This window comes from Streptococcus parasanguinis (genome assembly GCF_047463195.1).
Lineage (GTDB): Bacteria > Bacillota > Bacilli > Lactobacillales > Streptococcaceae > Streptococcus > Streptococcus parasanguinis_R.
Map to the genome: position 1 here is coordinate 180,184 of NZ_JASHEI010000001.1, position 25,917 is coordinate 206,100.

Annotated in this window: 28 protein-coding genes; 25 read left to right on the top strand and 3 right to left on the bottom strand. The window is 42.2% G+C overall.

Going from position 1 to position 25,917, the window contains the following annotated elements; translation table 11 throughout:
• Positions 1 to 27 precede the first annotated feature (27 nt).
• The 8 genes from QM870_RS00850 (at position 28) to QM870_RS00885 (ending at position 7,006) form a co-directional block, all read left to right on the top strand.
• Entirely contained in the window at positions 28 to 432 is a 405-nt protein-coding gene (locus tag QM870_RS00850) for a PaaI family thioesterase (protein WP_003016342.1), read from the top strand.
• Entirely contained in the window at positions 407 to 1,159 is a 753-nt protein-coding gene (locus QM870_RS00855) for an HAD family hydrolase (RefSeq protein WP_277838722.1), read from the top strand. Before QM870_RS00850 ends, QM870_RS00855 begins: the two co-directional genes overlap by 26 nt.
• Before the next feature lie 128 nt (positions 1,160 to 1,287).
• Complete coding sequence (locus QM870_RS00860; protein WP_003016288.1) at positions 1,288 to 1,623, top strand: zinc ribbon domain-containing protein YjdM; 336 nt, start codon at positions 1,288 to 1,290, stop codon at positions 1,621 to 1,623.
• Between the two features lie 44 nt (positions 1,624 to 1,667).
• The gene (locus QM870_RS00865; RefSeq protein ID WP_414368108.1) at positions 1,668 to 2,306 is read left to right on the top strand and encodes a Pr6Pr family membrane protein; all 639 of its coding nucleotides are present in this window, start codon (positions 1,668 to 1,670) and stop codon (positions 2,304 to 2,306) included.
• A 259-nt stretch (positions 2,307 to 2,565) separates the two neighbouring features.
• The gene (pyrR, locus tag QM870_RS00870; RefSeq protein WP_003001719.1) at positions 2,566 to 3,084 is read left to right on the top strand and encodes a bifunctional pyr operon transcriptional regulator/uracil phosphoribosyltransferase PyrR; all 519 of its coding nucleotides are present in this window, start codon (positions 2,566 to 2,568) and stop codon (positions 3,082 to 3,084) included.
• A 46-nt stretch (positions 3,085 to 3,130) separates the two neighbouring features.
• Positions 3,131 to 4,054: an aspartate carbamoyltransferase catalytic subunit gene (locus QM870_RS00875; RefSeq protein WP_049488079.1), complete on the top strand. Its 924-nt coding sequence runs from the start codon at positions 3,131 to 3,133 to the stop codon at positions 4,052 to 4,054.
• Positions 4,055 to 4,178: 124 nt separating this feature from the next.
• On the top strand, positions 4,179 to 5,270 hold the full coding sequence (locus QM870_RS00880; RefSeq protein WP_414368111.1) for a carbamoyl phosphate synthase small subunit: 1,092 nt from the start codon (positions 4,179 to 4,181) through the stop codon (positions 5,268 to 5,270).
• Positions 5,267 to 7,006, top strand: a complete 1,740-nt coding sequence (locus QM870_RS00885) for an ATP-binding protein (protein WP_414368113.1) — start codon at positions 5,267 to 5,269, stop codon at positions 7,004 to 7,006. Before QM870_RS00880 ends, QM870_RS00885 begins: the two co-directional genes overlap by 4 nt.
• A 37-nt stretch (positions 7,007 to 7,043) precedes the next feature.
• On the opposite strand, the gene pepT is transcribed toward QM870_RS00885, so the two are convergent.
• From pepT to QM870_RS00900, 3 genes are read right to left on the bottom strand one after another with little or no spacing between them, the layout of a single operon-like run.
• Positions 7,044 to 8,264 carry a peptidase T gene (gene pepT / locus QM870_RS00890; protein ID WP_414368115.1) on the bottom strand — a complete coding sequence of 407 codons (1,221 nt, stop codon included), beginning with the start codon at positions 8,262 to 8,264 and terminating at the stop codon, positions 7,044 to 7,046.
• 2 nt (positions 8,265 to 8,266) lie between these two features.
• Entirely contained in the window at positions 8,267 to 9,088 is an 822-nt protein-coding gene (locus QM870_RS00895) for a Cof-type HAD-IIB family hydrolase (protein ID WP_414368118.1), read from the bottom strand.
• Positions 9,085 to 9,840 carry a LexA family transcriptional regulator gene (locus QM870_RS00900; RefSeq protein WP_414368121.1) on the bottom strand — a complete coding sequence of 252 codons (756 nt, stop codon included), beginning with the start codon at positions 9,838 to 9,840 and terminating at the stop codon, positions 9,085 to 9,087. Before QM870_RS00900 ends, QM870_RS00895 begins: the two co-directional genes overlap by 4 nt.
• Before the next feature lie 195 nt (positions 9,841 to 10,035).
• On the opposite strand from QM870_RS00900, the gene QM870_RS00905 reads away from it, so the two are divergent.
• The 17 genes from QM870_RS00905 to QM870_RS00985 all read left to right on the top strand — a co-directional run bounded on the left by QM870_RS00905 (position 10,036) and on the right by QM870_RS00985 (position 25,817).
• On the top strand, positions 10,036 to 10,473 hold the full coding sequence (locus tag QM870_RS00905; RefSeq protein WP_414368122.1) for a GNAT family N-acetyltransferase: 438 nt from the start codon (positions 10,036 to 10,038) through the stop codon (positions 10,471 to 10,473).
• A 66-nt stretch (positions 10,474 to 10,539) separates the two neighbouring features.
• Complete coding sequence (gene lepA, locus QM870_RS00910; protein ID WP_031577086.1) at positions 10,540 to 12,366, top strand: translation elongation factor 4; 1,827 nt, start codon at positions 10,540 to 10,542, stop codon at positions 12,364 to 12,366.
• 154 nt (positions 12,367 to 12,520) lie between these two features.
• Positions 12,521 to 13,165 (top strand): hypothetical protein, encoded by a 645-nt coding sequence (locus QM870_RS00915; protein WP_414368125.1) that lies wholly within the window; start codon positions 12,521 to 12,523, stop codon positions 13,163 to 13,165.
• Between the two features lie 113 nt (positions 13,166 to 13,278).
• The gene (locus QM870_RS00920) at positions 13,279 to 13,923 is read left to right on the top strand and encodes a hypothetical protein (protein ID WP_049496258.1); all 645 of its coding nucleotides are present in this window, start codon (positions 13,279 to 13,281) and stop codon (positions 13,921 to 13,923) included.
• Positions 13,924 to 14,007: 84 nt separating this feature from the next.
• Positions 14,008 to 14,502, top strand: a complete 495-nt coding sequence (locus QM870_RS00925) for a YkgJ family cysteine cluster protein (protein WP_003001664.1) — start codon at positions 14,008 to 14,010, stop codon at positions 14,500 to 14,502.
• Positions 14,502 to 15,191 carry a pyrimidine 5'-nucleotidase PynA gene (gene pynA, locus QM870_RS00930; protein ID WP_049486146.1) on the top strand — a complete coding sequence of 230 codons (690 nt, stop codon included), beginning with the start codon at positions 14,502 to 14,504 and terminating at the stop codon, positions 15,189 to 15,191. The genes QM870_RS00925 and pynA overlap by 1 nt, the downstream gene beginning before the upstream one ends.
• A 123-nt stretch (positions 15,192 to 15,314) precedes the next feature.
• Entirely contained in the window at positions 15,315 to 15,587 is a 273-nt protein-coding gene (gene rpsP / locus QM870_RS00935; RefSeq protein ID WP_003007475.1) for a 30S ribosomal protein S16, read from the top strand.
• A 20-nt stretch (positions 15,588 to 15,607) separates the two neighbouring features.
• Entirely contained in the window at positions 15,608 to 15,847 is a 240-nt protein-coding gene (kphA, locus tag QM870_RS00940) for an RNA-binding protein KphA (protein ID WP_003001620.1), read from the top strand.
• A 42-nt stretch (positions 15,848 to 15,889) separates the two neighbouring features.
• The gene (locus tag QM870_RS00945; protein ID WP_049522796.1) at positions 15,890 to 16,222 is read left to right on the top strand and encodes a MazG nucleotide pyrophosphohydrolase domain-containing protein; all 333 of its coding nucleotides are present in this window, start codon (positions 15,890 to 15,892) and stop codon (positions 16,220 to 16,222) included.
• A gap of 53 nt (positions 16,223 to 16,275) precedes the next feature.
• Complete coding sequence (gene rimM, locus QM870_RS00950) at positions 16,276 to 16,794, top strand: ribosome maturation factor RimM (RefSeq protein ID WP_414368129.1); 519 nt, start codon at positions 16,276 to 16,278, stop codon at positions 16,792 to 16,794.
• Positions 16,784 to 17,500 carry a tRNA (guanosine(37)-N1)-methyltransferase TrmD gene (gene trmD / locus QM870_RS00955; RefSeq protein WP_155167710.1) on the top strand — a complete coding sequence of 239 codons (717 nt, stop codon included), beginning with the start codon at positions 16,784 to 16,786 and terminating at the stop codon, positions 17,498 to 17,500. The genes rimM and trmD overlap by 11 nt, the downstream gene beginning before the upstream one ends.
• A 416-nt stretch (positions 17,501 to 17,916) precedes the next feature.
• Positions 17,917 to 20,238, top strand: coding sequence for a CAP domain-containing protein (locus QM870_RS00960; protein ID WP_414368133.1), 2,322 nt, complete (start codon positions 17,917 to 17,919; stop codon positions 20,236 to 20,238).
• 234 nt (positions 20,239 to 20,472) lie between these two features.
• Entirely contained in the window at positions 20,473 to 21,216 is a 744-nt protein-coding gene (locus QM870_RS00965) for a DeoR/GlpR family DNA-binding transcription regulator (protein ID WP_414368136.1), read from the top strand.
• On the top strand, positions 21,213 to 22,124 hold the full coding sequence (pfkB, locus tag QM870_RS00970; protein WP_049472531.1) for a 1-phosphofructokinase: 912 nt from the start codon (positions 21,213 to 21,215) through the stop codon (positions 22,122 to 22,124). Before QM870_RS00965 ends, pfkB begins: the two co-directional genes overlap by 4 nt.
• Positions 22,121 to 24,124, top strand: coding sequence for a PTS fructose transporter subunit IIABC (locus QM870_RS00975; RefSeq protein ID WP_414368140.1), 2,004 nt, complete (start codon positions 22,121 to 22,123; stop codon positions 24,122 to 24,124). Before pfkB ends, QM870_RS00975 begins: the two co-directional genes overlap by 4 nt.
• Before the next feature lie 121 nt (positions 24,125 to 24,245).
• The gene (locus QM870_RS00980) at positions 24,246 to 24,683 is read left to right on the top strand and encodes a hypothetical protein (RefSeq protein WP_414368143.1); all 438 of its coding nucleotides are present in this window, start codon (positions 24,246 to 24,248) and stop codon (positions 24,681 to 24,683) included.
• A gap of 57 nt (positions 24,684 to 24,740) precedes the next feature.
• The gene (locus tag QM870_RS00985; RefSeq protein ID WP_414368146.1) at positions 24,741 to 25,817 is read left to right on the top strand and encodes a hypothetical protein; all 1,077 of its coding nucleotides are present in this window, start codon (positions 24,741 to 24,743) and stop codon (positions 25,815 to 25,817) included.
• The last annotated feature ends 100 nt before the right edge of the window (positions 25,818 to 25,917 follow it).

Consider the following 25,917-nt stretch of genomic DNA (forward strand, 5'->3'; position numbering starts at 1 on the left):
AAGATGCTAGAAAAGGTGGCAAGTAATATGAAAGATTTTCACTTTGATGCAATTGCTGCATTTGAAAATTACGAAATCGAAAAGATGAGAGATGGTCATGTAGTGGTGACAACCAAGGTCGTGGAATCATCTCTCAATTATTATGGAAATGCGCACGGAGGCTATCTCTTTACCCTGTGTGACCAAGTTAGTGGGTTGGTCGTGGTTTCTCAAGGGGTCGATGGGGTGACCTTGCAATCCTCGATCAATTACTTGAAAGCAGGGCGTCTGGGGGATGTCCTCACGATCCATGGCGAATGTGTCCACAGTGGACGGACGACTCGAGTAGTGGATGTCGATATTACCAATCAAGACGGGGCCAATGTCTGCAAGGCAACCTTTACGATGTTTGTTACGGGAGTGAGAGATGAATCCGCACAAGTACGCATTTAAAAACTATATTTTTGATTTTTATGGAACCTTGGTCGACATCGAAACCGATGAGTCGAGTCCCATTTTATGGGATACCATGGCTCAGATCTACCAATCCTACGGGGCAAGCTATACAGGAGAAGTCTTGCGACTGCGTTATAAAGAGTTGGTGCAACAAGCCGAAGAAGACTTGGCTAAGGAAAAACAAGTTGCCTACCCAGAGATTGATCTGACGGTCATTTTTGTGCAATTGTATTTAGAAGGTCATCCAAGCGGGAATAGTGTTTCCCACCTCAAAGAGTGGGGACGTTTGATTGCGCGGACTTTCCGTGTCCTTTCTCGCAAACGGTTGGAGCTTTATCCTCACACGAAAGAAGTATTAGAGGATATGAAAGCCGCAGGTTGCCGAATCTTTCTCTTATCCAATGCTCAAGCAGTTTTTACCAATCCGGAGATTGATTTGGTTGGCTTGAGAGAACTTTTCCATGCCATTTACTTGTCGTCTGATGCAGGTATTCGAAAACCTCAGCCAGATTTTCTCTTGGAAGTGATGAAAGAACACCAGTTGAACCCTGAGAAAACGGTCATGGTGGGGAATGACTTTACAACAGATGTCGCTGTTGCCCAAAGTATCGGGATGGAGAGTATCTTGATCAATACCTTCCCGTACTCTGATGCTGAACTGCGCGAGAAGAATCAAGCAGGTGTGCGGGTGATTCGAGATATTCAAGAATTGCAGGAAGATTGAGAAATATCATCCATGTAGGGAGGCCAAGTCGCCTCTTTTTTTCATGAAAATGCTACAGTCGAGCAGGATTTGTCAAATTTTCGCTTTCATGGTATACTATGAAAGTTAATTTGAATAAGGAGATAAAAATGAATAACTTACCAAACTGTCCAAAATGTAACTCTGAATACGTCTATGAAGATGGAGCGCTCTTGGTGTGCCCAGAGTGTGCGTATGAATGGAACCCAGCTGAGGTCGAAGAAGAAGAGGGTGTCGTAGCGATTGATGCCAATGGAAACAAATTGGCTGATGGCGATACGGTGACCTTGATCAAAGATTTGAAGGTTAAGGGTGCACCGAAAGATTTGAAACAAGGTACGCGCGTGAAAAATATCCGTATCGTGGAAGGAGACCACAACATCGATTGTAAGATTGATGGCTTTGGTGCAATGAAACTCAAATCAGAATTTGTGAAGAAAATCTAAAGATGAGAAGAAGGGCCTAGCCCCTTTTCTTTCAGGAGAATACTATGAAATTCAAACTATTATTTAGCTATCGTTTTCTATTGTTTATTTTGAGTGTACTTGGCGTTTATCTACAACTGACCAAGCATGGTGGTTTTGGCATGATGCTCTATTACACCATTTTATCCAACATGTTGGTCATGTTCTTTATGGGAGACATGGTTTGGCGCATGGTTCGAGGTCGTTCGACCCAGACTCAGGGCTACCTTCGTATGAAGGGGGCTGTTACCATGTCTATTATGATCACCTGTGTCATCTACCACTTTATGCTAGCACCCATCGCGACACCTGAGAAGTTTTATCGTTTGGAAAACTTCCTCTGTCATTACATCGTTCCTTTGATGTTCTTCTTTGATACCCTAGTGGTTGATAAAGCCAAGCAATACCGTAAGCTCGATCCCTTCCTTTGGACCTTGATTCCACTGGCTTACATGCTCTTTGCTCTTCTCAATGGTTTGGTCTTGAAGTGGCCAATTCCAGGTGCAAAAGATAGTCCGTTTGCCTATTTCTTTATCAATGTTAATAAATACGGCTGGGCCTTTGTTGGCAAATGGGTGGTGATCATTTTTATCGCCTATCTCTTGGCTGGCTATGTGCTCTATGGGATCAAAAATATTAAGCGAAAATCGGCTGTTTCTGAGTAAAAGCCGAACGTTATTCGGACGAAAAGAAATATTTTTAAATTTTTTTGAAAAATGTTGAGTTTTTTCTTGCATGTCGTTTGAAACTGTGATATAGTTATCTCAATTAAATAAATCCTTTAATCCTGTCCCGTGAGGCAGGCAAGGAGACTGTGAAAAACAATGGCTAGGACCATAGAGCGAGACTCTATCCTCTTAGACCATTCATTTGCTGAACCTCCTTGAAAAAGGAGGTTTTTCTTTTACAACTAAGGAGGACTGAATGAAAACCAAAGAAGTCGTTGATGATTTGACGATGAAACGGGCCATTACCCGGATCACTTACGAAATCATTGAACGAAACAAAGATTTAAGCCAGATTGTGCTGGTGGGGATCAAGACGCGTGGTGTTTACATCGCTCGCCGGATCCAAGAACGCCTCTCTCAGCTGGAACAAATCGATGTCCCTGTAGCAGAACTAGATACCAAGCCTTTCCGAGATGATATGAAGGCGACAGAGGATACGACGGTCTTACCAGTTGATATCGCTCATAGAGAAGTCATTTTGATCGATGATGTCCTCTATACAGGTCGCACGATTCGCGCTGCCATTGACAATTTGGTCAGTCACGGTCGTCCTGCTCGAGTGAGTCTGGCGGTTCTAGTCGACCGTGGGCATCGGGAGTTGCCGATTCGTCCGGACTTTGTTGGGAAAAATATCCCGACAAGTAAGTCAGAGGAAATCATTGTCGAGATGGTGGAGCTAGACGGTCAAGACCGCGTCCTCATCAAAGAAGCTTAAACAAATTGTAAACTATTTGCATTCACATTATAAAAGGAGAATCAACATGTCTGAAAATCAAATCGCTCTTAAAAACCTTGTCTCAATGGAAACTCTTACCAATGAAGAAGTAATGGCATTGATCAAACGTGGGATTGAGTTCAAAAACGGAGCTAAAGCAGCCTACGAAGACCAACACATCATCTCAAACCTTTTCTTTGAACCTTCAACTCGTACCCACAAAGCCTTTGAAGTGGCAGAGTTGAAATTGGGATGTGATCTCCTTGACTTTGATGTGAAGACAAGCTCTGTGAACAAAGGGGAAACACTTTACGATACCATCTTGACCATGTCAGCTCTTGGTGTAGATGTCTGCGTCATCCGTCACCCTGAAGTGGACTACTACAAAGAATTGGTTGAAAGCCCAACGATCACTGCATCTATCGTCAATGGTGGGGACGGTTCAGGTCAACACCCAAGCCAAAGCTTGCTTGATTTGATGACCATCTACCAAGAATTCGGTCACTTTGATGGCTTGAAAGTTTGTATCGCTGGGGACTTGGATCACTCACGTGTGGCAAAATCAAATATGCAAATCTTGAAACGTTTGGGAGCAACCCTCTACTTTGCAGGTCCAGACGAATGGAGAAGTGCGGAATTTGAAGACTATGGAACCTTCGTCACTATCGATGAAGTCATTGAAGATGTAGATGTGATGATGTTCTTGCGTGTGCAACACGAACGTCATGATTACGAATCACTCTTCTCTAAAGAAAACTACCACCGTCTTCACGGTTTGACACAAGAACGTTATGACCGTATGAAAGATACTGCGATCTTGATGCACCCAGCACCAGTCAACCGTGACGTTGAAATTGCGGACCACTTGGTAGAAGCACCAAAATCACGTATCGTAGAACAAATGACAAATGGTGTCTTTGTCCGTATGGCCATCATTGAAGCCGTCCTTAAAGGTCGCGGAGCAAAATAAGATAACTGACAATTCATTGAAAGGAAAGAAAGAGGACAGAGTAGAGAGCTACATGGAATCTGACTTTCCTTTTTTTGAGGAACTATGATAAAATTGGATTAGTGTAAAAGAAGGGAGGGGTTCGATGAAACGATTATTGGTCCTAGAGGATGGGACTGTATTTGAAGGAGAAGCCTTTGGTGCAGACCTATATGTGACGGGTGAATTGGTCTTTACCACAGCCATGACTGGTTATCAAGAATTGATCACGGATCAGGCTTTTAGTGGCCAGATACTCTCTTTTACCTTTCCAGTTATTGGCGCAACAGGGATCAATCGGGACGATTCTGAATCGATTACACCCACTTGTTTAGCAGTAGTCGTTCAGCATTTGGTGGAGATGCCAAGCAATTGGCGGCAGCAGATGACCTTGGATGAATTTTTGAAGCGAAAAAAAATCCCTGGTATTGTAGGGATTGATACGAGACAGGTGGCAAAAATTGTCCGCAAGTATGGACGGATGAAGGCGACTGTCATTAACAAGGGGGATTCGATCGAGCATATCTTGGATCAGTTGCGAGCAACGGTCCTTCCCAAAGACCAAGTGCGTCAAGTCTCGACAAAAACGGCCTATGCTGTACCGGGTTTTGGTAAGAGTATTGCCTTGATTGATTTAGGTGTCAAACACTCTGTCTTACGCCAGCTGAGTCAAAGGGACTGTAATGTCACGGTCTATCCCTATGACATCTCTTATGATGAACTGATGGAACAGCAGCCCGATGGCGTTATTTTATCCAGTGGGCCTGGAGATCCCCATCAGGTGAAAAAACTCTGTCGCTTGATCCAAAAAATCAATGGTCAAATTCCGATCTGGGGCATGGGCTTGGGAGCACAGGTACTAGCTCAAGCTTATGGAGCGGAGCTAGCTCCCATGGAAGTTGGACACTTCGGATTAAATATTCCTGTTCGTGAAATTGCGACAGGAAAAATTGAGATGACTAGTCAAAATCACTTGTATAGTATCGCACGCGATAGCCTACCCCATGATTTATTGGTCACGCATGAAAACGTCAATGACCATAGTATCGAAGCTTTTCGCCATCGTTACCAACCGATTTTAGGGGTTCAATTCCAAGTGGATGCGAGTCCAGGGCCAAGGGAAAATCTCTATTTTTACGATGAATTTTTAGAATTGATTGATGCCAAAATTCACGAAAGTAGAAGGGAGAAGGAATGATGAAAGAAAACCAGAAATTGCTTCTCCTATGTGGAGATTCTTATCAGGATATTAGCCTCTTGGCTGCGGTAAAGGAAGCACAAAAACTTAATGCCAAGGATGGGAATGCTCTTGTCCTTTATCTGGGCGAAGAAAATGCTATCACACAAGAAGCTGGAGAACAGGTTGTAGTCAGTAAGCTCAAGCTGGATGCTCTTAGGACGACTCTTCTTTCCTATACTGGATCTCGCTTGCTCTTAGCTTTTGCGGATAAACAGATTTTAAATCTCTTATTTCGATTGGAAGAAACTGGATTTTTCAAAGAGGCATCGATTAGGATTATTGGACCGAGCCTCCAACGCTACCGGACCTTTTATCAGCAGGCGGATCAACGACGACTCTTTCAAGAGTTGGGCTATCAGGTACCCGCTTCCGCACTGGTTGGCTCGGTTCGCGAAGCCATCGAGTTTTCTGAAGGCATTCAATTTCCCATTATGATCTGGCCGGTAGCGAGTAAGCAAGGGCAGGGGCGAAAGATTGCTCATAACCTGGATGATCTGTGCGAAGCAGTAGAAACGGGACTTTCGGTCTCTCCAAGTCAGCAGTGTTTGCTAGAATTTTCGACCTATGGCTTTAAGGAATTGGATTTTGTAGTCATGCGCGATCGCGATGACAATCACTATCTGGCGGCCTCTATTGAAAGCATTGATCCTGTCGGGATCCACTCTAGTGACTCTTATCAATTTATGCCAGCGGTCACCCTGACAGACCGGGAGTTTCAAAATCTTCGTGAAGCAGCGATCCACATCAGTCGCTATTTGAAGCTGACAGGAGCCATTTCGATCAAGTTTGCTTTGGATCCGACGAGCTATGCTTTTTATATCCTAGAAGTTAATCCATTTGCTTCAGATAGTATCTCGATGGCCTCTATGGGCTTGGGCTATTCCTTGTTTGAGCAAGGAGTACAGTTGCAATTAGGGCGGTCTCTCGAGCATTTGCCTCATCCCCTATTAAAAGATCTAAAGGCTGTTTACGAACCGAGTTTGGACTATATCTTCTTTAAGATCCCGATTTTTTCTGATGCTGCTAAAAATGCCCGTCTCAATACCCAAATTCACTCTTATGGGGCAGTTTATGGATTTGGGAAGAGAATCGATGAAGCTTATCAACAAGCCCTAGAAACCATTAAAGATAAGAACTTGCTGACCATCCTTCCTGAGGAAATGAGCGATGATGAATTAATCCAGAAAATTGCTCGTCATATGCCACACCGGCTCTTCTATATCTTAGAAGCTTTGAAACGTGGTTTTGAGTTTGAGGAACTCTTGGATTTGAGTAAATTAGCACCTGTTTATTTGCAGGTCTTGGCCAATCTAGTGGAGTTAGATAAAGGAATAGAGGCTGAGACAAGTCCAGCCTTTCTTCCGGTTGAGCCATCAGCTGGCTTATATGAGGTCAAAGCGGGAGCAGCCTATTATCTGACCCAAAACGGAACCAATGAATCATTGAGTTTGGATGCTGCTTGTGTCTTGGTGGATGATCTAGAAATCTGCGATGAGAGTTTTTACCAAAAGGTACGAAAGAAGGCGAAAGAGCTGAAAGAAAAAGGACAACAGGTGATCTTACTCACAAATCGTCCTTTTACAGAATCATTGGCAGATAAAGTCTATTATCTTTCGATCAATGAGACAAGCCTTCGCCTGATTCAGACCATTGATCAGGTCAAAGATATTGTCAAGCTTTCTAATAGACAATAAAGGATCCGGACAAACTATCCGAATCCTTTTTTGTTTCTTATTTTTTGGTCACAATACCGATAATGGTATCAACTGCGCGTTCCATGGTTTGGAGGCTAACGTATTCAAAACGACCATGCATATTTTCACCACCGGCAAAGATATTTGGTGTTGGAATCCCCATAAAGGAAATTTTAGAGCCATCTGTACCACCGCGGATCGGTTCAATGATTGGAGTGATTCCAAGATCTTCCATGACTTCCTTAGCAAGGGTAATCGGTGTCATATCTTTTTCAATTACTTGCTTCATGTTATAGTACTGATCTTTGAGGGTGAGGAGAACGCGTTCGCTACCGAGTTCCGCATTCATCTGATCGGCAATAGATTGCATAAGGTCTTTGCGTTTCTCAAAGCTTTCAGTTTCAAAGTCCCGAATGATGTAGCTGGCACTTGCTTCCTCGACAGTTCCATCGATGTTCATCAAGTGGTAGAAGCCTTCATAGCCTTCAGTTAATTCTGGACGTGCTCCTTCAGGGAGTTTGTTATGAAAATCAATGGCCAATTGAAGAGCGTTGATCATTTGACCTTTGGCTGTACCTGGGTGGACATTGCGTCCTTTGAAGGTGATTTCAGCTCCAGCTGCTGAGAAGGTTTCGTATTGAAGCTCTCCGAGAGGACCACCATCGACAGTATAGGCAAAGTCTACATCAAAATCCTCTGCATCAAATTGATCTGCTCCGACTCCGATTTCTTCATCGGGACCAAAGCCGACACGGATTTCTCCGTGTTTGATTTCAGGATGAGCTGTCAGGTATTCAATAGCTGTCATGATTTCAGCGATACCTGACTTATCGTCTGCACCCAGAAGAGTAGTACCGTCAGTTGTGATCAAGGTTTGTCCCTTGTAGTTGTTCAAATGAGCAAAATCAGCTGGATCGAGTGTGAAACCAGAGTCACCAAGGGCAATGACACCCCCATCATAATTCTCAACAATTTGTGGATTGACATTTTCGGCATTGAAGTCAGCGGTATCCATGTGAGAGATAAATCCAATCTTGCGTGTAAAGCTTGGATCATTAGCTGGAAGTGTTCCAATAGCATAGCCGTTTGGCAAATAGTAGACGTTTTGAAGACCCACGCGTTTCATTTCAGGGATCAAGACGTTTGTTGCAAAATCAACTTGTGATTGGGTACTTGGAGTGGTTGTAGAATTTTCATCTGAGCGTGTGTTAACCTTTACATAGGTAATAAAACGGTCTAACAAATTTTGGTATTTCATGATCATTCTCCTTTTTCAGTTTCAATTAATTTGTGAATAGCATGGGCCACGCCATCCTCATCATTAGTCAAGGTGATGAAGTCTGCGATTTCCTTGACAGCAGCATTGCCATTTCCCATAGCGACGCTGTAGCCAGCAAAACGTAGCATTTCAAGGTCATTATTGGCATCTCCAAGAGCCATGACCTGGTCTCTCCTGTAGCCTAATGTTTGGCTTAATGCTTGAAGAGCAGAAGCCTTGCTCGCTCCTTTAGGAAGGATTTCAAATAAGATATCCTGTGAACGTACAGTGTTAAAATCGGCCTCTAATGCAGCCTCGTACTGAGCTTGGAAGTCATCAATAGCAGAAGGAGCTCCTACGTACATGGCTTGAAAAATAGGAACAAGGTCAGGCAGATCTTCTTCTGAGACAGGTGTCGGTTTACTATTAACAATGCCCGCATCCATCGTGACAAGTTCACTGGCTTCAGGTGCAACCACTAGATAGTGATCCATGTCAAATAAGGTTAGCTGGACGTCTGTATCTTCCGTCAAAACTTGCAACCGGTGCATGTCCTCAAGGCTCAATTCTTCCTTGCCAATGATTTCCCAATTCTGAGTCGACAAGGTTGTACACCCGTTATTGATAATCATATAGTAGTTACCATCAGGAAGTCCAATCTCTTCAAAGATAGGACGTACACCCGCTAAAGGGCGCCCCGTACAGATCACAATGTCATAGCCGGCTTCATGGGCTCGGTGAAGAGCTTCAATATTGCCTTTAGATAGAGTCTTATCCTCATGCAAGAGGGTTCCATCCAAGTCAATCGCGATTAATTGAATCATTTGAGTTCCTCCAAATCAAGAGGAACAAAGCCATCAATCACTTTTCCAATCACCCCAGGTTCCTCATCTAGTGGAATGATTTGATCACTATATTTCTTATTGAGGGAAACCAGTCGAATACCGTTGGCCTCACGAAAGACACGTTTGATCAAGGTCTGTCCATCAAAATCAATGGCATAAATAGCCCCTGCCTGATCATAATAGGTTTGCTTGATTAACACAACCGCCCCTTTTTCGTATTTAGGCTCGAGGGAATCCGTATGAATCCAAAAAGCCAAATCGTAAGGAATCTTTTGATCAAACCAGACGATATCAGCTTGCTTCTGATTTTGGTAGGCCGCAAAAGAATCATAGACAGAATACGAGTGGTATTGCTTTTCAATTTTCTGTCTTTCTTTTTGATGGGTCAAGAGACTCTTTCCATAAGAAAGAAGATTTTCTTGATTTCCTTCATCGAGCTGTTTATACAATCGTTCGATCTCTGAATCAATGACCACAAAATCATTGCGCAATCGAGGGTCAATATCAGCAACTGCTACCTGGAAAAAGGCTGCAATCTTCTCTAAATTTTCGGGAACGGGAAGAGAAGTTCCTTTTACATATCCAGTCAAGGTACTTGCAGGAATTCCAGTAATACGAGATAATTCGATCTGCTTTTTTCCTTGTTCTTTCAGTAATTCTCTGATCTTTTCCGATATAATCCGTAATGCCTCTTTGTCTTGAGGGCTTGCTTTTCCACGACCTCTGGCCAACGTACTCACCTCCTTGTATCTACCCTTACTATTATAATGAATTAAATCGAAAAAGTAAATAGAAATCCCTGATAAATGCGAAAAAAGATGAATTTGATCTAAATCGGATTTTCATTTTAAATTTTATCAGATATTCCTTTACTTTTTGAGGAAAAAGATCTAAGATAAGAGCAAAGAGTTCATGGAGGTGGAGCTATGATTCGTACTGTTCAAGTCAAAGATGCAGGTCAAATTAGAGATTTATGTCACCAAGCATTGGGGTATGATTCGACCCTGGAGAAAGTGGCAGCTCAGATTGATAAATTTAATTTGCCAGATTCAGATCATTTTTGCTTTGTTTATGAAGAGGACCAAACAGGCCATATTCTTGGTTATGTGGAAGCAGAAGTTTATGAAAGTCTCTATAGTGATGCTGGTCTAAATATTTTGGGGCTAGCGGTTTTTCCATCTGCTCAAGGACGTGGGATCGGTCGCCAATTGATGGAGCGAGTAGAAGATCTTGCTAAAAGCAAGCATTCTGCTTTTATCCGTTTAAATTCTGCCTCTCATCGAAAAGAAGCTCATCTCTTTTACGAACGCATTGGCTATGAGGGAAATAAAACGCAGAAGCGATTTTTGAAAATAATGAATTAAGATAGGCAAAGGCCTATCTTTTTTGTTATAATGAAGAGTACGATTAAATTTACTAGGAAGATGATTATGCCAAATTTTGAAGAATTAAAAAAACGACAAGAGAAGATTCGGAACTTCTCGATCATCGCCCATATTGACCATGGAAAGTCAACCTTGGCCGATCGAATTTTAGAAAAAACCGAAACCGTATCTAGTCGAGAGATGCAAGCCCAACTTTTAGATAGTATGGACCTGGAACGGGAACGTGGGATTACCATTAAGCTGAATGCCATAGAGTTGAACTACACGGCTAAAGATGGGGAAACCTATATCTTCCACTTGATTGACACACCAGGACACGTGGACTTTACCTATGAGGTTTCGCGGTCGCTCGCTGCCTGTGAGGGTGCCATTCTCGTAGTAGATGCCGCTCAAGGGATTGAAGCCCAGACTCTAGCCAATGTTTACCTTGCTTTGGACAATGATTTGGAAATCCTGCCAGTCATTAATAAGATTGACTTGCCAGCTGCAGATCCAGAACGGGTGCGCACAGAAGTAGAAGATGTCATCGGTCTGGATGCTAGTGAAGCTGTCCTAGCCTCTGCCAAGGCTGGTATCGGGATTGAAGAAATTTTGGAGCAGATCGTTGAGAAAGTTCCAGCACCTACGGGTGATGTTGAAGCCCCTCTTCAAGCCTTGATCTTTGACTCTGTATATGATGCCTATCGTGGGGTAATCCTTCAGGTCCGAGTGGTCAATGGAATGGTCAAACCAGGCGATAAGATCCAACTCATGAGCAATGGTAAGACATTTGATGTCACCGAGGTTGGGATTTTTACTCCTAAAGCAGTTGGACGCGATTTCCTGGCAACTGGGGATGTTGGCTATATAGCGGCCTCTATCAAGACCGTTGCGGATACCCGTGTCGGGGATACGGTGACCCTAGCTTCCAATCCGGCAAGTGAGCCACTACATGGATACAAGCAAATGAACCCAATGGTTTTTGCTGGTCTTTACCCAATTGAATCTAACAAATACAATGATCTTCGTGAAGCTTTGGAAAAATTGCAATTGAATGATGCCAGTCTTCAATTTGAACCCGAAACGTCTCAAGCCCTTGGTTTTGGTTTCCGTTGTGGTTTCTTGGGTCTCCTTCATATGGACGTTATCCAAGAGCGTTTGGAGCGTGAGTTCAACATTGACTTGATCATGACAGCGCCGTCTGTTATTTACAAGGTCAATTTGACAGATGGAGAAGCACTGGATGTCTCCAACCCTTCTGAGTTTCCAGATCCAACCAAGATCGCTTCGATCGAAGAACCGTATGTAAAAGCCCAAATCATGGTGCCGCAAGAGTTTGTCGGGGCTGTCATGGAACTGGCCCAACGCAAACGTGGGGATTTTGTGACCATGGATTACATCGATGAAAATCGGGTTAATGTCATCTATCAAATTCCCCTGGCAGAAATTGTCTTTGATTTTTTTGATAAATTAAAATCCTCTACTCGTGGCTATGCGAGCTTTGACTATGAGTTGTCTGAATACCGTCCTTCTAAATTGGTTAAAATGGATATCCTTCTCAATGGCGATACCGTCGATGCCCTCAGCTTTATCGTTCACAAGGACTTTGCCTATGAACGTGGTAAGTTGATCGTTGAGAAACTCAAGAAAATTATCCCTCGTCAACAGTTTGAAGTGCCTATCCAAGCAGCGATCGGTCATAAGATCGTGGCCCGTACAGATATCAAGGCCCTTCGTAAGAACGTCTTGGCCAAGTGTTATGGTGGGGACGTCTCACGGAAACGCAAGCTTCTTGAAAAACAAAAAGCTGGTAAGAAACGGATGAAGGCCATTGGATCTGTAGAAGTACCACAGGAAGCCTTCTTATCTGTCTTGTCAATGGATGAAGAATAACATTTAAAGTGCCTCAAAAGGGCACTTTTGTTTTAGGTATAAAAGAAATAGACTGAATGAGAAAGGTTCCATCAGATGTGACACTTATCCTATTTTAAAATACCCACTTTCATGGTAGACTAGAAGAAAGAAAACGTTCTCAAGGAGGTTGAGCATGAAACACAAATTATTGACCGCATCACTGACGATTCTTTCTACCTGCACACTCATGGCTTGTAGTCACACCACTCAAAAGGACACAGCAGCTTCTTCTACAAAAGAAAGTAGCAGCAAAGTCGAAAAGCAAACAAGCAGCTCTTCGTCAAAGGATACTGCTTCTACAAAGAAAAACACTTCCAGTCAAGAAACCAAGCGGATTGGAAATGCAGATTATGGATACATCGATATTCCAAGTAAATGGTTCAAGTTCACGGATATCGATGGGACAGAAGCTGTCCAGTATACGGATGGGAGCGGCTATAATATTGTCACCTTGAATAGCTTTACGCGGGAAAAGGCCAAAGTTCCTGCGGATATCGAGTTTAATGCAGAATTTTTAGCCAAGAAACTGGCCGTAATGTGGCAAGATAACCAGGATGTTGATAAGATGACGGGAGCGCGGACTAAAGTCTCAGGTCTGGATGCTTACCAGCTTCAAATTGTCATGAAATCTGGACAATACCTGATTACTTGGATCTTCCAGAAGGGTGAAAAAGTTTATACCATTTCTTTTGAAGGGGATGCAGAAACCTTGAAAACCTTTATCCCATACATTGAAGACACTTGGAGTCTAGATGGTACAGGCGCTGTGACGGATTGATGAAGAGAGGCTAGAATCATTTCTAGTCTCTTTATGCTATAGAAATCGTACTTTCAAATCCTAGAAAATCATGGTAGACTAGAGGAAAGTAAATACATCATTGAGGAGAGAATATGAAAAATAAGTTCCTACTCGCGTCTGTTACGTTTTTGTCTGTTGTAAGCCTTTCTGCTTGTACTAGTCCAAAGAAAGAGTCTAGTAAATCATCGGCAGCATCTAGTTCCACGAATGTGGTGAAAGAGACAACAAATTCAAGTAGTAATGTAGAGAAAAAAATTCCAGATAGTGATAAGGGGAATGTGAAAACGAAACGAATTGGATCAGCAGATTATGGCTATGTCAATATTCCAAGTGACTGGAAAAAGAATGATAGTATCCAAGTCGGAGATAATATTCAGTATACAGATAAAAACGCCTTCAATATTATTGTTTTAAATGCTGCCACTAGAGAAAAAGCAAATGTCCCTGAAGGAGTGGAATTTAATGCAGAGCTAATAGCTCAAAGATTGGAGAGTAAGTGGAATGATTATAAAATTGTTGAGAAAATGACAAAATCTACGACGACTGTTGGAGGAAATGAGTCGCTTAAAATACATATTTTTCTCAAGTCAGGCCTGCAGGTTGCTGGTTGGGTATTCCAAAAAGATGATAAGGTTTATTTGATTGTTGTTGAAGGATTTGAGAAAACAATAACTCAATTTACTCCTTATGTCGAAAACACTTGGAGCCTAGACGGAACGGGTGCCGTAACGGATTAATCAAGTGAGATAGATCTCAGGATCTATCTTTTTTTAGAGTCTTTGTGGTATAATCTTTCTATTGTTTAGAAGAGGAAATAGAGGATGACACAGGAAATTGATATTGAAAAATACCATCAGTTAGCTCTCCAAAAGCAAAAGGAGCACCGCAAGGTATTGGCGAATCTCAAGAAGAAGCCACCTAAGAATTTAGATAAAATAGCGCAAGAAATCCACGATGAAGTTTTCCAAGAAATCGACTGTACGGCTTGTGCCAATTGCTGCAAGACCTTAGGGCCCGATTTTAAGGAAGCCGATATCACGCGGATCGCCAAATATTTCAAGATGAAACTTCCTGCTTTTGAGGCAGAATTTCTTCAAGTTGACGAAGATGGGGACAAGGTTTTTAAATCCATGCCTTGCCCCTTTCTTGGTGGGGACAATCTCTGTTCCATTTATGATGTTCGTCCAAAAGCTTGTCGGGAATTCCCTCACACCGATCGCAAGAAGATTTATCAGATCAACCATCTAACCATCAAGAATACCCTCACTTGCCCAGCGGCTTATTTATTTGTAGAAAAATTGAAGGATCGTTTGTAATGGCATATAGATTTTTACTTTTTGATTTGGACCATACCTTGTTGGACTTTGAATCTGCTGAAGAAACAGCCTTGACGCAGATGTTAGAAGACATGAATTTTCCAGATGTACAGGCCTTTAAGGATTACTACAAACCCATGAACCAAGGGCTCTGGAAGGATTTGGAACAAAAGAAATTAACCAAGCAAGAGCTCGTGGATAGTCGGTTTGCAATTGGGTTTGCCCACTTTGGGATCACGGTTGATGGGGCTGAGATGGCTCTTCGCTACCAAGATTACATCAGTCTTCAGGGGCAGTCTTTCCACGGTGCGGAGGACTTACTGGCTCGACTTGAAAAAGCAGGTTACCAGCTCTATGGTGCAACGAACGGAGTGACTGCCATTCAAGAAGGACGCTTAGCTCATTCTACAATTGCTTCTTATTTCAAAGAGGTCTTTATCTCTGAACAGCTTCATACTCAGAAACCAGAACCTGCATTTTTTGACAAAGTTGGCCAACTGATTCCAGGTTTTAGCAAGGAAGAGACCCTTATGATCGGAGATTCCTTGACGGCGGATATCGCAGGAGGAAATGCTTCGGGGATTGATACCGTCTGGTATAATCCTGATCGTAAGGAAAATACCAGCCTGGTAGTACCGACTTATACCGTTAGCAACTATCAAGAAATCGCCGATTTACTGATAAAATAAAAAATTTTAAATACTGTCAAGTTTTTTTCTTGACAGCTCTATAAAATGTGTTATAATAGATCATGTGCTAAATAGCTTGTCTATTTCACCGAAAATTAAAATATAGAAAAGAGACTTATAAAAATGGCAGTTAAAATTCGTTTGACTCGTATGGGTTCTAAGAAAAAACCTTACTACCGTATTAACGTAGCAGATTCACGTTCACCACGTGATGGACGTTTCATCGAAACAGTTGGAACTTACAATCCACTTGTTGAAGAAAACCAAGTAACTTTGAAAGAAGACCGCGTTCTTGCATGGTTGGCTGATGGAGCTCAACCTTCAGATACAGTTCGCAACATCCTTTCAAAAGCTGGTGTGATGAAGAAATTCCACGATTCTAAATTCTCAAAATAATTTTTTAAGTAGGTTGATGTATGGATACGATTGAAAATCTCATTATTGCAATTGTGAAACCCTTGATTTCACAACCGGATGCTTTAACCATCAAGATCGAAGATACTCCTGAATTTTTGGAGTACCACCTTGACCTTGATCCTAGCGATGTTGGTCGTGTAATCGGTCGAAAAGGTCGCACCATTTCTGCGATAAGAACGATTGTCTACTCTGTCCCAACTGAAGATAAAAAAGTAAGAATCGTTATTGACGAAAAATAAAAAGGCGGGACTTGGTCCCGTTTTTTGTTGGAAGGAGAAAGAATGAAAGAAGTGACCATTGGCCAGTTACAAGCCTATTTACAAGAACATTACCAGAATACCCGGACGGAAGAAGGTTTGTTTATCAAGCTGGTTGAAGAGGTTGGCGAAGTAGCCGAGGTGTTAAATGGACGTTCTGGACGGAAAGCGGGTGTCCAAGATTCAAATGAGGAATTGGCTAAAGAACTAGCTGATATGATTCACTACACGGTCGCTATCGCGGCCATTAATGAAATCGACCTTACTAAAACTATCTTTGAAAAAGATAAAACAGCAGCCGTAAAATACCAGCACGAGCGGGATTTGGAGCAGTTTCTAGCAGATAAGTCCATTTGAGAAAATCTCTTGAACGTGATAAAATAGAGTGAATAAACTACACTGGAGAAATCATGAATTACTTTAATGTTGGGAAAATTGTCAATACCCAAGGCTTACAAGGGGAGATGCGGATCTTGTCTGTGACAGACTTTGCGGAAGAGCGCTTTAAAAAAGGAGCGGAGTTGGCTCTCTTCGATGAGAAGGATCAGTTTGTCCAAACAGTGACCATTGCCAGTCACCGTAAGCACAAGAACTTTGATATCATCAAGTTTAAGGATATGTACCATATCAATGCCATCGAAAAGTTCAAGGGTTTTAGTCTCAAGGTTTCCGAGGAAGACTTGACGGATTTGGAGGAGGGTGAATTTTACTACCACGAGATTATTGGCCTTGATGTTTATGAAAATGACCAGCTCATCGGTCAGATCAAGGAGATCCTTCAACCAGGTGCCAATGATGTCTGGGTGGTCAAACGCAAAGGTAAACGAGACCTTCTCTTGCCTTATATCCCACCAGTGGTCCTCCATATTGATATTCCAGGAAACCGAGTGGATGTAGATATCTTGGAAGGGTTAGACGATGAAGATTGATATTTTAACCCTCTTTCCAGAGATGTTTTCACCCCTGGAGCACTCCATCGTCGGAAAGGCTCGTGAAAAAGGTCTATTAGAGATCAACTACCATAATTTCCGCGAAAATGCAGAGAAGGCGCGGCATGTGGATGATGAACCCTATGGTGGCGGGCAAGGCATGCTCTTGCGAGCTCAGCCGATTTTTGATGCCTTTGATGCGATTGAGAAGAAGAATCCGCGCGTGATCCTGCTGGATCCTGCTGGTCGGACCTTTGACCAAGCCTACGCAGAAGAGTTGGCTCAGGAAGAAGAATTGATCTTTATCTGTGGCCACTATGAGGGCTACGACGAGAGGATCAAGACCTTGGTAACGGATGAGATATCTCTTGGCGATTATGTCCTGACGGGTGGGGAACTTGCTGCCATGACCATGATTGATGCGACGGTACGCTTGATTCCAGAAGTGATCGGCAAAGAGTCTAGTCACCAGGATGACAGTTTCTCCTCTGGTCTTCTAGAATACCCTCAATACACACGGCCTTATGAATACAGAGGAATGACAGTTCCAGATGTTCTCATGAGTGGGCACCATGAAAATATCCGTCAATGGCGCCTTTATCAGAGTTTGAAAAAGACCTTGGAGCGTCGCCCTGACCTGCTAGAAAACTACGAATTGACAGCAGAAGAAGTGAAGATGTTGGAACAAATTAAACAAGAAGACTAACAGCGTCAGCTGTTTCAGATTGAAGACAAAGTCATATTAAAAACTTTCCTTAGGTGAGTACGGACGTCAGCGAACTTCTACGAAGTTCCATGACTAATTATTGAGCCTAAGGTCTCAATAATTCCGAGTGCCTGAAACGTTATTGTTTCAGGCACTTTTCTCACAGTGGAAAGTTTCGGTATTCCTCTGAATCGATATTAAAATTAAAACTCATTTTAATTTTTTTACAGAATCATTTAACTTATTTTACTTTAAAATAGTTTGTCTACATTCTATAACAGCCTTAGCTGTTTTTCTTTTGCCTCAAAATTTTATGAAAAAAACTTTTTAAACCTACTAGTTATTGGTAACAAAATGTGGTATGCTAGGGGGTAGAGAAACTTCAAGAAAATGATTCAGTTTTGGGGGTGAGTTTAATGGGAAAGAAATTAGGAAAATCGGTTTTTACGACAGGAGTTGCGGCGACAACGGTACTGTCTGGAATGTTTCATCATAAGGCTAGTGCGGAAGAAGTGAAGCAAAATGAAAATGCAGAAACTAACAGTACGGAAGTAGTCGAAAAACCAATTACAGTTGATGAGTTGAAGCAAATTACAGCTCAAAAAGGGCAAGTGGTGAAAGATGTCCACTACCAAGAGCAAAAAGTGATCGATGCTCAAACGGAAGTTAAGGCGGCTGGACAAGAACTGGAAGAAAAGAAAGCAGAAGTGACGGATGCCGAAAACCTGATCGCAACGACTTCGAATGCACAAATTCAGAACGCAGAAAATGACGTTAAGGTGGCGCAAGCCTATGTGACTATCGAAGAAAATAAGGTTCGAGAAGCAGAAGCTGCACATGACCAAGTTGTAGAGGCTGTTCGTCAACAGGAAAATCAAGTTACTGCTCAGGAATCTTTGGTCGATGTAGCACAAAATGAATTGAACCAAGCCAAAGCACCGATTTCAAATGATGAGAATGTGCTCAACCAAGCCTTGTTGGAGCAAAGCCAAGTCGAGCAAAGTATCCGAGAATCTCAGAATTACCTTGCAACCTTGCAAGCGAGTCAGCAAACTGGCTCAGATACAGTGGCTCAAATTGAGAGCGACATTCAACTGGCTCAAACGCGTCTGACAGATTTGAAAGCGGTCATCGCTACCAAGGAAGCAGAATTGGCAGCCTTAGAACAAGCAGCGGCCAATAGCCCAGTTCAGTTGAGTCAAGCGACTTATGAAGGTTATTTGCAACACTTAGCCGAGAATGGCAATGAAGCTGCAGCGAGTGCTTTAGCCCTCTACAAGCGTGGTCGGGAAGAAGATGGCTTGACAGTTGGAGAGTCTGGATCTTTGCAAGCCAACCTTCGAGCTCTTGAAATTGCGGATGCCATCAATAGCTATCGTCGCAATGCCGGCTTGCCTGAATTGGAGCTGGATCCTTATTCCCTTCCTGCCAGTCAAGTACAGTTGGAATACTTCAAAAAAGCCAACTGGCATATGTTTAAGTATTTGCCAAACGAGAACATTGCATATGGCTTCTCACCTGCTGGTGCGGTTGACTTTTGGTACAATGAAAAAGCGGCTTATCAAGAAGTAGCGGCTCAATATGGTCTACCAACAGACGAAACTCAAATTGATGCCAACGATATCTATATGAAGATTGGGGCTGAGGCCTTTGCTAAGGTTGGTCATTACCTCCAAATGGTAGACAACAAAGCGACAGCTTTATCAGTCGCTTATGACCCTAGCAATGCCATGTCAGAAGCAGCTTTCTTACACAGTCCTGTCAAATCAGCAGTGTCAACCAGTGCACTCGCTTATCAATTGCGTCAGGGAGCTGGGGCTACGACGACAAGATCAGATGTCAAAGCAAAATCTGATGAAGTCGCTAATCTCAAGCTAGACAAGGCCAATCAAGAGTCTCAAATCATTATCTTGCAAGGGAAACTAGAAGATGCCCGTCATGCTAATTCAAATGTGGCAGTAGAGATGGCCAATGTCCAAAAGACCATCCAAAATTACAAGATTCTTCTCGTTAGCAAGGATCATGCAGTTGAAAAAGCAAAAGCGACTCTTGATGTATCTCGAGGTCGGATTGAAGCAGCTATCCAGCCAAAAGAAGCAGCCCTTCAAAAAGCGAAGGATTTGTTAGCGGCCGCGCGTGAAAAATTAGATCTTTTAAAAGCAGAAGAAGCAGAAAAAGCACAAGTCGTTCAAGAAGCGCATGAGGGCTTGAAGGCAGCTCAAGAGCGCCTGGTTGCTGCTGAAAAACGTCTTTCTGACTTTAAAAATGCTCCAGAATTATTGGTCAAAGCCCAATCCGTTTTATCAGCTGCAGTGGCTAATTTAGAGAATAAAAAAGAAAAATTGGAAGCAGAATTCACAACTCTTCAATCGTATCAAAGTGTCGTGGAACTGTTGAATTCCCAATATGAAGATCTAGCGTCAAGGATGGATCCAGCTATTTTAGAAGCAGCAGATATGCCAATGGATATCCGCTCAAGCAATCCAACAACTTTCTCGGATAGACCAACCGTTCTTCCAACAACTACCAATAGTCCGCAAGTGCAGGCACCAACAGCTACTCCGGCTCCAAAACAAGAAGCCAAGGTAGAAGAAATCAAACCGAAAAAAGAAAACAGCCAAGCTGTGGCTGGATCTGATTCTTCCAAATATGCAGTAGCAACAACAGGTGTTGCTGTCGGGCTACTTGCTGGATTGTTTGGCTTTAAGAAAAAGAAACAATCTTCAAAAAATGAGTAAGAAATATGGAAAGCGCGGTGGTGGATTGGATTCTTTGTCGGCTTTTAAGCTCGAAAGTTGATGTGATCTGCCTTGCGCAGGGGTGGGAAACTGAACTCTTTTACCAAAGAGAGTTCTTTCCCGCTCTTTTTTTGTCCAAGGTTGAAAGAAAGTGAAAGAAAGTGATAAAAAATGTTGACAATTTTTGAAGAAGGAGTATAATAGTCCTTGTAATCGATTGCAAAAGGAGGAGAAATGCTTAAGTCGGAACGAAAACAATTCATCCTCGAGAAGGTACTGAAGGAAAAGTTTGTTTCCTTAGAAACCCTTGTACAAGAGCTGGGGACGTCTGAATCAACGGTTCGACGTGACTTGGATGAATTAGAAGCTGAAAGTAAACTTCGCCGGGTTCACGGCGGTGCGGAAAGCCTGCATTTTCTTCAAGAGGAAGAAAGCAACAAAGAAAAATCTATCAAAAACATTCAAATTAAGTCAAAGATCGCTGTAAAAGCGGCGGAATTGATCAAAGATCATGACGTAATCTTTATCGATGCCGGGACGACCAATGAACTTTTGGTACAAGAAATTGTCAATCCAACTGTAACCGTGGTGACCAACTCGATTCACCATGCGACTAAGTTGGTCGAGCGAAATGTTCCGACGGTCATCATCGGTGGAAAGGTAAAATCTTCTACAGATGCAAGTATCGGAGGGATCGCGCTCAATCAGATCGGTCAGTTGAATTTTGACAAGGCCTTTCTTGGGATGAATGGAATCGATGATGAATTTTACAGCACTCCAGACCTGGAAGAAGGATCTGTCAAACGTGCGATTATCGAAAATGCAAAAAAAACCTATATCCTAGCGGATGATTCAAAAATTGGAGTGACATCCTTTGTCAAAGTAGCTCCAATCAAGCGAGCCATGATCATTACCAATCTATGTGATCCGCAACGATTAAAGGTTTTAAAAGAAAAAACGGAGGTTATTGAGGTTTGATTTATACAGTAACATTAAATCCAGCCATTGACTATATTGTCCGTCTCGATCATGTAGAGACAGGGGCGGTCAATCGGATGGCTTCGGAAGATAAGTTCGCCGGTGGTAAGGGAATCAATGTCAGTCGGGTTTTGAAGCGGCTCGATATCGAGAACACAGCAACTGGATTTATCGGTGGTTTCACAGGACGCTTCATTGAAGACGTACTGACCAGCGAAGCCATTTCAACCAACTTTGTGACAGTAGACCAAGATACACGGATAAATGTCAAGATCAAAGCTGATGAGGAAACAGAGATCAATGGGAATGGCCCAGAAGTGACAGAAGCTCAGTTGCAAGAATTGCTCAACATCTTATCGAGCTTAACAGCGGATGATGTGGTAGTCTTTGCAGGATCTGCCCCATCTTCACTTGGAAATGCCGTTTACAAACAATTGATCGCAGCAACTCGTGCGACAGGTGCGCAAGTGGTTTGCGACTTTGAAGGGCAAACCTTGATTGATTCCTTGGAGTTCAATCCCCAATTGGTCAAACCAAACAACCATGAGTTGGGAGATATTTTTGGCGTTACCTTGACGGAATTGCCAGAAATTGAACGCTATGCTAAAGAAATTTTAGCCAAAGGAGCACAAAACGTCATTATTTCCATGGCGGGTGATGGTGCTCTCCTTGTCAGTCCTAGTGGAACTTACTTTGCAAAACCAATCAAAGGACAAGTCAAGAACTCTGTTGGGGCTGGAGATTCCATGGTGGCAGGCTTCACTGGGAAGCTCGCAACAACAGGAGATGTCATCGAAGCCTTCAAATGGGGCGTGGCTTGTGGAACAGCGACCACCTTCTCAGATGATTTGGCAACAGCTGACTATATAAAAGAAACTTATGAAAAAGTAGAGGTAGAAAAACTATGAAAATTCAAGACGTTTTAAATAAAAACGTGATGTTGTTTGACCTTCAGGCAACAGATAAAGAGGGCGTAATCAATGAGATGGTTCAATCGCTCGTTGACAATGGTGTGGTGACAGATTTTGACACCTTCAAGGCTGGAATCATGAACCGTGAAGCACAGACTTCAACTGGTTTGGGTGACGGAATTGCTATGCCCCACAGCAAAAATGAAGCAGTTAAAGAAGCAACAGTTTTGTTTGCAAAATCAAACAAGGGTGTGGACTATGCTTCTCTTGATGGCCAACCAACAGACTTGTTCTTCATGATCGCAGCTCCAGAAGGAGCAAACGACACTCACTTGGCAGCCCTAGCTGAATTGTCTAAGTACTTGATGAAACCAGGATTTGCGGACAAACTTCGCCAAGCAAGCACTCCTGATCAAGTGATCGCTGCCTTTGATGCAGAAGAGCAAGAAGCTGCAGCTGAAGAAGCGAAAAAAGCAGAAGCGGTCAAAGAAGCAGCTTCATCTGACAAACCTCTGATCGTTGCCGTTACAGCATGTACAACAGGGATCGCCCACACTTACATGGCAGAAGAAGCCCTCATCAAAAAAGGGGAAGAAATGGGTGTTACGGTCCGCGTTGAAACCAACGGTGCATCTGGTGTCGGCAACCGCTTGACAGCTGAAGAAATCGCCAAAGCTGAAGGGGTCATCATTGCAGCTGATAAAGCAGTTGAAACCGCTCGTTTCGATGGCAAAAAATTGATCTCTAAACCAGTCGCAGCCGGTATCCGTCAGACAGAAGAATTGGTCCAAACCATCTTGGATGGCAAAGCAGATGTCTTCCACGCTGAAAATGCTGCACAAGCTAGCGCTAGCCAAGAAAAATTGAGCTTAGGTGGAGACTTCTATAAACACCTGATGAGTGGGGTTTCTCAAATGCTTCCATTCGTTATCGGTGGTGGTATCTTGATCGCCCTTGCCTTCTTGTTCGACCAAATCCTTGGAGTTCCTCAAGGACAATTGTCGCATTTAGGTAGTTACCACGAATTACCAGCTCTATTAAAAGCAATAGGTGATACTGCTTTTAGTTTTATGTTACCTATCCTTGCTGGATTTATCGCCTATTCAATTGCTGAAAAACCAGGTTTAATTGCTGGATTTGTGGCTGGTGCTATTGCAAAAGCAGGTCTTGCATTTGGAAATATTGTCGCTTATGCAAAAATTGCTGACTTGGATCCAAAAGCAGCTGAAGAAGCGATTATGAAGATTACTTCACATCAGGTGTCATCAGGTTTCCTCGGCGCTCTCGTTGGTGGTTTCTTAGCTGGTGGAATTGTTTTGTTAGTTAAAAAATACGTAAAAGTTCCTCGTTCGCTTGAAGGTGCGAAATCAATTTTATTGATGCCTCTAATTGGTGTGGCATTAACTGGATTTGCAATGCTTGCTGTAAATATTCCAATGGCAGCAATCAATACTGGTCTAAATAACTTCCTTACAAGCTTGTCAGGTAGCTCAGCAGTCCTTCTTGGTCTTCTTGTCGGTGGTATGATGGCTGTCGATATGGGTGGACCAGTCAACAAAGCAGCATATGTCTTTGGTACAGGTACTCTAGCAGCTACATTAACTTCAGGTGGTTCAGTAGTTATGGCGGCCGTTATGGCAGCTGGTATGGTTCCTCCATTGGCAGTCTTTGTGGCAACAGTCTTGTTCAAAGATAAATTCACACAAGAAGAACGCGATTCTGGTTTGACAAACATTATCATGGGTCTTTCCTTCATCACAGAAGGTGCCATTCCATTCGGTGCAGCTGACCCAGCTCGTGCCATCCCTAGCTTCATTGCAGGTTCAGCTTTGACAGGTGCCCTTGTTGGTTTTGCAGGCTTGAAACTCATGGCTCCTCACGGAGGTATCTTCGTTATCGCCCTTACATCAAATCCACTTCTTTACATCTTGTTCGTATTGATCGGTGCAGTCGTAAGTGGTATCTTGTTCGGATTGCTTCGCAAACCTAAAAACTAAGTATGATTAAAAGGTTGGGAATGCCCAACCTTTTTTTGCGCAAAAATACCAACTAGTGATGAAGTTGCTTATCTCTATAGATTTCGATATGATAGTAGAAAGCATTTTTCTTGGAGGATCAATGAGAAAAAAGAAGAAAATTCTCATATTGGGATTTACAGCAATTACTTTATCAGGAATGGACATTATCGGTTCTCAACATCCAAACTTGTTTTCAATTAATAGTCATCAAGCAAAGCAAGCCAGTTCCAAGGAACAACAGTTAGAAGATGTAAAGAAGCATGCGAAAGAAATTGAAGATTTTGTAAAATCGTTAAGTCCTAAAGTTGAATCTGTCCAGATTGCTTGGGATGAAACGCAATGGGATGAGATAGGAAATGGTACGCCACAAGGAGGTGGCGAAATTCTTATGGTCTATGGAGGATTTAATCATATCCAAAATTCAAGTTGGAGTGTTTTGGTCTATTTAAAAGACGGTAAAAATGGCGAGAAAGATTTAATCGAAGGTTTTGGTAGCGGTAGTCCACTTCGTGTAGAAGGAAAACTTTTTGACGAGTAGCCTTTTTAAAATTTTTAGCAATTTATTAGATTTATAATAGAAATGGAAAAAAGATAAATGAAAAAGAAAATAATTATTGCTACTTCGTTAGTTCTAGCAATTGCAGTCGCTGTTTTTGGGCTTTTTACCTATCAACATCAGCAAAAAATAGAAAAAGCTAAGCAGGAACGTGAAAAATATGAGAATTATTTTTATTACACTGGACAATGGGAAATTGATTCCTATCAATTTTTAGAGGATGGTCGAGGAGTTGTTGTCCATTGGAAGTCTTTAACTCCTGAGGAAGATAAGTTATTTGCAAAGTACTACCGACATTCAAGTGAGAACCTTTTAAATGCCCATGGTGCATCGAATCAGAAATATATTGTTAGAGAATTTCTAAAAAAATTAAAGGATATACCTGACTATCAGTGGCCAAAAGATGAATCAGAGGGATATTATAAACTTTCTATTAATATAATTCAAAATAAGCATATTAAAAAGGAGGAAGTAGATCTTTATCGGCTTGTAAGACATTACAATAGAAATTATTTTCCAGCAGAGACTGGAGATATCCAGGAAATTAATGGGAAAGATTATGTCCCAATAAAAATCTATAGAACTACTGATAACAAACGTGTTAGTAAAAATTTATGGCTCAATCTTGAAACGAAGAAAATCGAATGGGAGGATTCAAAAGAACTGAGAGGAATAGAAACTCCTTTAGTTGGTTTAGGAAAATTAAAAGTTATTCTTGAAAATCGTGGCCCAGTAGGAATCACTACTATATATGATGATATGAAGCAGAATCAAATAACTTTCTTTCCTAATAATTTAAAGGGAAGTGTTCTAGAGAAGTCTGATCCCAAAGCTTACCAATTACTCCGTAAAAAGAATTCTCAATTATATATTCTGCTTGATGCTAAATTAAATTATGATACTGTTTACGGCAATGTCCAAGAGTTTATCAACTTGTACCAACTATTGGTCCCAGCGAACACTAATCTCTATGAAGGAATTACAATTCCAGCAGAATTGAGTAAAGATGGACAAGTCCATCAAGTCAATACCAAAGAAGAATTTGAAGCTTATTATGATGTGGAAAAGGACAATGAGCTAACCAAGCAACGTAAGGTTTTGGTAGAACAGAATTAGTTATTCTCTGTCTAAAGAATGGTCGGGCTTCCCCGGCCTTTTCTTTTCCGACATAAATATCATCTAGTCATGTTGTTGCAATCTATTCATATTTCGATAC